This window comes from Microcystis sp. M165S2, assembly GCF_020245885.1.
Classification (GTDB): Bacteria; Cyanobacteriota; Cyanobacteriia; order Cyanobacteriales; family Microcystaceae; genus Microcystis.
The window spans coordinates 1-7,287 of record NZ_JADBTZ010000330.1 but is presented as its reverse complement, the minus strand read 5'-3'; the positions used below and the strand labels follow the sequence as shown (position 1 = coordinate 7,287).

Annotated in this window: 8 protein-coding genes and 2 pseudogenes; 5 read left to right on the top strand and 5 right to left on the bottom strand. The window is 39.5% G+C overall.

The window, feature by feature from the left end; all coding sequences use genetic code 11:
• Nucleotides 1-415, bottom strand: a 415-nt coding sequence (locus tag IM479_RS16405) for an RNA-guided endonuclease InsQ/TnpB family protein (RefSeq protein ID WP_287699494.1), incomplete at its 3' end; no start/stop codon positions are given.
• Nucleotides 416-528: 113 nt separating this feature from the next.
• On the opposite strand from IM479_RS16405, the gene IM479_RS16400 reads away from it, so the two are divergent.
• From IM479_RS16400 to shc, 3 genes are all read left to right on the top strand, one after another.
• Nucleotides 529-804: a hypothetical protein gene (locus tag IM479_RS16400; RefSeq protein WP_002753389.1), complete on the top strand. Its 276-nt coding sequence runs from the start codon at nt 529-531 to the stop codon at nt 802-804.
• Nucleotides 801-1,172, top strand: a complete 372-nt coding sequence (locus IM479_RS16395) for a clan AA aspartic protease (RefSeq protein ID WP_286824258.1) — start codon at nt 801-803, stop codon at nt 1,170-1,172. Before IM479_RS16400 ends, IM479_RS16395 begins: the two co-directional genes overlap by 4 nt.
• 294 nt (nt 1,173-1,466) lie before the next feature.
• The gene (gene shc, locus IM479_RS16390; protein ID WP_287686964.1) at nt 1,467-3,374 is read left to right on the top strand and encodes a squalene--hopene cyclase; all 1,908 of its coding nucleotides are present in this window, start codon (nt 1,467-1,469) and stop codon (nt 3,372-3,374) included.
• A 60-nt stretch (nt 3,375-3,434) separates the two neighbouring features.
• Here the strand turns inward: shc and IM479_RS16385 are convergent.
• Nucleotides 3,435-3,829, bottom strand: a pseudogene (locus tag IM479_RS16385) (helix-turn-helix domain-containing protein).
• A gap of 118 nt (nt 3,830-3,947) precedes the next feature.
• Between IM479_RS16385 and IM479_RS16380 the strand changes: the two are divergent.
• Both IM479_RS16380 and IM479_RS16375 read left to right on the top strand, forming a co-directional pair.
• A complete protein-coding gene (locus IM479_RS16380; RefSeq protein WP_287686962.1) occupies nt 3,948-4,943 on the top strand; it encodes a glycosyltransferase in 996 nt (331 codons plus the stop codon).
• 262 nt (nt 4,944-5,205) lie between these two features.
• Nucleotides 5,206-6,111, top strand: coding sequence for an Npun_R2821/Npun_R2822 family protein (locus IM479_RS16375; RefSeq protein ID WP_287686961.1), 906 nt, complete (start codon nt 5,206-5,208; stop codon nt 6,109-6,111).
• A gap of 43 nt (nt 6,112-6,154) precedes the next feature.
• On the opposite strand, the gene IM479_RS16370 is transcribed toward IM479_RS16375, so the two are convergent.
• The 3 genes and pseudogenes from IM479_RS16370 to IM479_RS22760 form a co-directional block, all read right to left on the bottom strand.
• On the bottom strand, nt 6,155-6,445 hold the full coding sequence (locus IM479_RS16370) for a DUF3288 family protein (protein ID WP_286824252.1): 291 nt from the start codon (nt 6,443-6,445) through the stop codon (nt 6,155-6,157).
• Nucleotides 6,446-6,447: 2 nt separating this feature from the next.
• The gene (locus tag IM479_RS16365; protein ID WP_287686960.1) at nt 6,448-7,062 is read right to left on the bottom strand and encodes a hypothetical protein; all 615 of its coding nucleotides are present in this window, start codon (nt 7,060-7,062) and stop codon (nt 6,448-6,450) included.
• 92 nt (nt 7,063-7,154) lie between these two features.
• A pseudogene (locus tag IM479_RS22760) lies at nt 7,155-7,287 on the bottom strand (RNA-guided endonuclease InsQ/TnpB family protein); the annotation flags it as partial.

Here is a 7,287-nt window from a genome sequence, read left to right as displayed (position 1 = left end):
TTGACCATCGAATAGGTAAAGGTTCTGTGCATTTGGCTAAATAGATTTGTTTGTCTTTGAACTTAAAAGCTGACTTAGTAAATTCGGCACTTCCTCCTTGATGTTTTTTCTTAAAGTTGGGATACTTAGTACGACCAGCAAAGAAATTGGTAAAAGCTGTTTGTAGGTGTCTTAACCCTTGTTGTAAAGGTACACAGCTTACTTCGTTTAAAAAGTCTAATTCTTCTTGCTTTTTCCAATCAGTTAGCATTGAAGAAGTTTGAGCGTAGCCTACTCTTTCTTGCTTTTCGTGCCAAGCTTGTGTTCGTTCGTGGAGAGCTTTATTGTAAACTAATCTTACACAGCCCAAAGTGCGCCGCAATAGCGACTCTTGTTCGAGTGTGGGGTAAAATCGAAACCAATAGGCTTTTTCCATACCTCACATTTTAGCATATATTTGGTAAATGTGCTAATATTTAACAGTAAAGCCGTCGTTCTACGACGGGGTTTCAGACCCAAAATTTTCGATGATCTAAGAAAAGTCTAATCATGCTAATCCGTCAACCCCGCTATAGCAAAGAAGAATTTGCCCGACGTGGACACGAAATCTACGAGTCTCAGATACGATCACAAGTCGAGGAGGGCAATTATGGCAGGATTGTAGCTATAGATATTGAAACAGGGGCTTTTGAAGTAGCTGACGATAGCCTGAAAGCAGCTAAACAGTTATTAATACGTTTTCCTGACGCGCAGATATTCGGTATTCGGATTGGGCATCGTGCCGTCCATCGTTTTGGCTTTCGTTCCCCCAGTGTGTCGCCATGATGATGGGGAGCGTCAATTCGCGCCGAGAAGCAGTTATTCAATTCGTAGTGCTGGGGGAAAATCACCAGAGGCAAGCGATTAAAGCAGTTATTGACACTGGTTACACTGGATTTCTCACTTTACCTTCTGCTATCATCAGTAAGCTAGGATTAACGTGGTATATGCAAGAAGAAGGAATTTTGGGCGATGGAAGCCTCTTTATGTTTAACGTATTTGAGGCAACTGTAATCTGGGATGGTCAGATCAAATCTATTGAAATCAATGAGTCAGAGACAGATCCGTTAGTTGGCATGGGTTTACTTGAGGGCTATGAGTTGAATATTCAGGGTTTTGCTGGAGGATTAGTGACAATTAAACCTTTGCCATAGTCTCTAGTTGAGAAAATGTCTAACCGTTAATCTTGCTCCAGCAATTCTCATTTTGAAACGATTTTGCGTTGTTTCAGCGATCTAGAGATTCGTTAAAGAATTTTAACCCCTCTAGGTGCAAGGGTTTTAATGTCATGAAACCTTAAAATGAGAATTGCTGGTGTCAACCCACGCAGATTCCTTTACGGGATTCTTTGGGAACAAAAGCCCATTCTTTAGCTACTTATTAAAAACTTTGTAAATAAGATTATCTTATTTGTACTCGTGGTCCCTAGAGGTTGTCGAACGGAAAAAATGCAGATTCAGGACAAAATCAACGAAATAGCCGCTAAAACAGCGAAAGCGATCGAACTTTCTCAAAATTATTTACTTTCTACCCAATACTCTGACGGTTACTGGTGGGCAGAATTAGAATCTAATGTCACCATCACCTCAGAAGCAATTTTACTGCACAAAATCTGGAAAACTGACAAAAAACGCCCCCTAGACAAAGCAGCCACCTATCTGCGTCAGCAACAGTGTCCTAACGGCGCTTGGGAGTTATTTTATGGGGATGGTGGCGATCTTAGCACCACTGTGGAAGCCTACATGGGGCTGCGACTATTGGGAATTCCCGTTAATGATCTTGCTTTAGAAAAAGCTAGAGAATTTATCTTAGCTAAAGGTGGCATCAGCAAAACCCGCATTTTCACCAAAATGCACCTCGCTTTGATTGATTGTTACGATTGGCAGGGGGTTCCCTCTATCCCCGCTTGGATTATGCTACTGCCGGAAAATTTCCCTTTTACTATCTATGAAATGTCCAGTTGGGCGCGGGGAAGTACGGTTCCTTTATTAATTGTTTTTGACAAAAAACCCGTGTATAAAATGGGTTTTAATCTCGATGAACTCTATACAGAAGGGGTGAATAATGTCAAGTATGAGTTACCAAAAAATAACGATTGGGCGGATGTTTTTCTCTGGTTAGATGGGCTGTTTAAATGGGCAGAAAAAACTGATTTAGTTCCCTTCCGTCAAGAAAGTCTGAAAGCGGCGGAAAAATGGGTAATTGAACGACAGGAAGACACAGGAGATTGGGGGGGAATTATCCCAGCGATGTTAAATTCCCTATTAGCTTTAAAAGCCCTAGGTTATGATGTTTACGATCCGATTGTTGCCCGCGGTTTAAAAGCGGTGGATAATTTTGCCATTGAGACAGATAATACCTATTGTGTACAGCCCTGTGTGTCGCCGGTTTGGGATACGGCTTGGGTAATTCGATCGCTAATTGAATCCGGGCTAAATCCTGCTCATCCAGCTATGATTAAAGCGGGACAATGGTTAATCGATCAACAAATTCTTGATTATGGCGATTGGGCGATTAAAAATAAAATCGGAACCCCCGGCGGTTGGGCTTTTGAATTTGACAATCGCTGGTATCCCGATTTAGATGATTCGGCAGTGGTGGTGATGGCTTTAGAGTTAATTAAAATGCCCGATGAAAATATTAAAAAAGGTGTGATGAAACGGGCAGTTAATTGGATGGCTACTATGCAGTGTAAAGCTGGTGGTTGGGGAGCTTTTGACATCGATAACGATCAAAACTGGCTTAATTCTTTGCCCTATGCCGATCTAAAAGCAATGATCGATCCTAATACGGCTGATGTTACTGCCAGAGTTCTAGAAATGTTAGGCACTTGTGATGTTAACATGGAGGAAAATCGAGTTAAAAAAGCTTTGGATTATCTGGAAAAAGAACAGGAAGCTGATGGTAGTTGGTTTGGTCGTTGGGGTGTAAATTATATTTATGGAACCAGTGGGGCATTATCTGCTTTGGCTTTTCTGGAACCGAATAAATATCGCCATCAATTGCAAAAAGGAGCCAATTGGTTAAGCAGTTGTCAAAATGTTGATGGTGGTTGGGGTGAAACCTGTTTTAGTTACAATAACCCTAAATTTAAAGGACAGGGAAATAGTACCGCTTCCCAAACTGCTTGGGCATTAATCGGTTTATTAGCCGTCGGGAAAGTCACCGGCAATTATCAGCGAGAAGTGATTGAAAAGGGCGTTAACTATCTTCTTGTTACCCAAAAAGAAAATGGTACATGGGATGAAGATTACTTTACCGGCACAGGTTTTCCCTGTCATTTTTACCTGAAATATCATTTCTATCAGCAGTATTTTCCTCTACTGGCTTTGGGGCGTTATCGGGCTTTGATTTAGTCTGTTAACCTATGCGTTAAGACAGGAAATAAGCCTAACTGTCTAGCGCATTTTTTGTTACTAACTAGGAAAAAATAAATCAGGAGATATATTTAAAAAATTGGCTAATTTTTGAATATAGATAGGAGTTAACTCTTGTAGGCCATCAAAAATGTCATCCAGGGTTGACTTACTTTCAAAGATAGATAGCAAATCTTGCTTTTGTAGGTTTCTTTCCTCTAATATAAATTTCAACAATTCAAGTCCATAAATATCAGGTATTGGCTCTTGATTTTCCTCATACTCATAAATTAAAGCCCCTAAAACATTTAGATATTCCCTTTCTTCTGCCGTTAATTGGGGTTTGTCTAAAAGGCGATTAATAACCTCCTGCATCATTTCTAAGTCTTCCTCATTGTGAATAGGACGAGGAGGGTATTGCTTTAAAATTCTAAGTATTTATCAGTGGCAAACATAATTTAATAATATCTATGCTCGATCGACTATTGCCTTTAGATACCTCACAGCTTAATAATTAAGTATAGAATAGCCAAGTCTCCAAACTACCGCTTAACCAAAACTTCTATTATCCTGATGAGAAACCTCTATTTTCTTTTGCCCGGTACTACTTCTCCTTTTGGTGGAGGTGGACTGTGGGCAGAAATGAAAACCGTCAATTTGGCTAGTCAAATTTGTAGCGCCCAGATTGTGACTTATCGTCAAAAAGAGTTAAATTATCCTTTTTTAGAGGATATACTCGCGAAAATAAGCTCGGATGACAGTATTTTTGTGGTTAGCTGGGGTTTTGATGTTCCTAAACTGGTGCAAAGATTGCGATCGCATAATATCATTTATCATGCCCATAGTACAGGTTACGGCTTCCGTTTACCCTCCCAAATACCAATTATCACCGTTAGCCGTAATACTATGGGTTATTGGGGAGAAAAAGCTCCTAATGCTTTGATTTACTATCTTCCTAATCAAATTGGCTCAGAATTTCTCAATTTAGGCTTAGAAAGAGATATCGATGTCCTAGTACAGGGGCGCAAATCCTCAAAGTATCTTCTCAATCGTCTAGTTCCCGCCCTCCGTCCCCACTGTCGCGTTAAGGTTTTAGATAGCTATGTGGAGGATTTAGTGGGATTATTCAATCGTAGTCGGGTTTATCTCTACGATTCGGCTGAATATTGGGCTGTAAACAGTTTAACGGAGGGTTTTGGCTTACCGCCCCTGGAAGCTTTAGCCTGTGGTTGTACGGTATTTTCTAGCGTCAATAGTGCCTTAGCCGATTATCTCGATCCCGGTTTCAATTGTCAAAAAATCGGGGCTTATTCCACTCAATACGATCGGTCACGTATTCTTAATTATGCCCGTAATTTTCCCGTTAATTCTTTACCGGCTAATTTTCTCGATGATTATCATCCCGAAAAATTACTACCACGTTTTGAAACAATTTTAAGAGAAATTAATGATTTCTTTGATATTAAAAAACACTATCCGGCTGATATAAAAGGTTTAGAACCCCTGCGACTTAAAAAATTATGGATACAGAGTTCCCTCGCTAAACTTAAGAAAAAACTGTTTAAGTAGCAGTGATCTTTCCTTAATTATTCGCCAATTCAAAAATGAAACCCACGACTCCTTAAGAGTTGACAGAGAAAGACCGATCGGCTATTCAGTGATCAGTGATCAGTGATCAGTTATCAGTGAACAGGGATATCGGGAGAAAAAAGCGTTCGACAAAAGCTCACGCCGAAGTCTGATGGCTGACTCCCCAAAAGGAAAACTTTCTACTTCACCATTAAGATAACTGCTATATAATTATTTCTAACTCTTACCCCCTAGGATATTTATGAAGCGAGGAATTTACATTACCGCTAATGATCGAGTTATCGAGCAGGCGATCGCATTAATGAATAGTATTCGTTTGTACGATCCCGATTCTACTGTCATCTTGATTCCCTATGACAATAATTATCAAAAAATTGCCGATTTATTGGCCGAAAAATATGGCGTTATTCTCTATCCTGATCTGCAATTAGTGGAAGAATTGGCACAGAAAATCTATGATATTTTTGGAGAAAAATTCTTTGCTCGTCCCAATCAATTTCGCAAGCAGGTGTGTTGGTTTGGAGAATTAGATCAATTTCTTTATATCGATACGGATATCGTAGTTTTTGAAAAAATAATAGATAATCTAAATTTCCTCGATACCTACGATTTTCTCTGCTGTGATTACCAACACAAAAAAGGGATTACTGATGTCTTTAATCCGATTGTTTTAGAACAAGGAATCTTCACGGAAAATGATCTAAGTGGAATGTTTAACGGTGGTTTTTGGGCTAGTAAAAAGAATCTTTTCTCAGAACAGGAATTATATAGTGCTTTTCAAGAATGTGCCGCTCATCCAGAATACTTTGATTTTTCTCAAAAAACCTCCGATCAACCGATTATTAATTATACCATTCTCAAACGAGTTCCCAATCGATTTAATATTGTCCGCGCTCCGGGTTGTCAAGCGGGAAATTGGGGGGGAAGTTCTCATTTTCAACCTCAGGGGAATATTTTAATCGATCCGAGATTAAATCAGCCCTTAAAATATTTACATTGGGCAGGAATTCGCATTGAACCGGGTTGTCCTTACTGGGATATCTGGAAATATTATCGTTATCTAGATGATCCTAATCCCCCCGCAGATCCGCCAGCAAGCAAACCAAAAAATCCTTTTCAGAGATTATTAGATAAAATCAAATTATAGGTTTGATTTTTCCTCTCGCACCATTTAAGATAACTGCTGCAATTTAACTCCAATCCTGTTGCTCCTCGGTTTGGCGAATTTGATACACTTGTCCATGACTGTGCAGTTGTCGAGTTTTTGCCCATAAACTGACTTCATCTAACTGCCATTTTTCTAGGATTAAATCTAAATCTCTTTGGATTTCTCTTGCTCCCGGAAAGTTTTGATAACGTATGCGTAAACGAGCGCATTCAGCTAAGTTTAAATCATTGGGTTCTGATTGCAGTAGCTGATCAACAATCGGGCGATCGAGTCTTTCCTGTGGATGTTGTTGTTCTTGATTTTTACTAGCCATAATTAATCGAACCAACCGATATCGGAATCCGTTAACTCTGTGGGGGTGGGAGTGGGGGCAATATAACGGGCTAAAGTGGCCATTTCAAAGTTATAAAGACTGGGTTTCTTAGGCAATAGTTTGGTAATTGCTGACGGTTCAGGGGTGGGGGTGGAACTATTTTCTAGGGTTTTAATTTGATTATATAATTTTTCAATTAACTGTTTTTTATCAGTCAGTTCTGTTTCTGTCTTGCTTAATTGACTCGATAATTTTTCAATTAACTGTTTTTTATCAGTCAGTTCTGTTTCTGTCTTGCTTAATTGACTCGATAATTGTGCCAGCAAAGTAGTTTTTTCCGAGAGGACAGATTCTAACTGCTCGGTCTGTTGTTGTAACTGCTGTAAACTGACAGAGAGTTCCAGATGTTCTTTAAGTTCTTCTTCCAGAGAAATAACTGTTTCTTGGAGAGTTTGCTGATTTTTCTCGGTTTTTTCTAATTCTGCCGTCAAGTCGTTAATTTTTGCCTGTAGGGTGGCGTTAGTTTCCTTGGGACGTTTGAGAGAAGGAGAGGGTTGGGATTCTACCTCTTTATTAGCTTCTGTACGGATGAGATCGTTTAAATTACCTTTGGTCATAAGCTCTGCAAATAGGATATTACGATAGAATCGGATAGTGTCAAGAAATCTCTTGGTTTAGGCAATCGATAATTATTCGCCCGATATAGTTACTAATTCTGTACGCAAACGTCGCACTTTGAATCAGCTTTGTACGCTTTGACCCGTACAGGGCTAACTACAAGCCTCTCTATCGGATTCTTGCTAAATGCAACCTCTCCGACTACCTTTCTCCCTATATTTAAT

Coding starts and splice junctions, on each gene's coding strand:
- IM479_RS16400 (WP_002753389.1), top strand. CDS start 529: ATGCTAATCCGTCAACCCCGCTATAGCAAAGAAGAATTTGCCCGACGT.
- IM479_RS16395 (WP_286824258.1), top strand. CDS start 801: ATGATGATGGGGAGCGTCAATTCGCGCCGAGAAGCAGTTATTCAATTC.
- shc (WP_287686964.1), top strand. CDS start 1,467: ATGCAGATTCAGGACAAAATCAACGAAATAGCCGCTAAAACAGCGAAA.
- IM479_RS16380 (WP_287686962.1), top strand. CDS start 3,948: ATGAGAAACCTCTATTTTCTTTTGCCCGGTACTACTTCTCCTTTTGGT.
- IM479_RS16375 (WP_287686961.1), top strand. CDS start 5,206: ATGAAGCGAGGAATTTACATTACCGCTAATGATCGAGTTATCGAGCAG.
- IM479_RS16370 (WP_286824252.1), bottom strand. CDS start 6,445: ATGGCTAGTAAAAATCAAGAACAACAACATCCACAGGAAAGACTCGAT.
- IM479_RS16365 (WP_287686960.1), bottom strand. CDS start 7,062: ATGACCAAAGGTAATTTAAACGATCTCATCCGTACAGAAGCTAATAAA.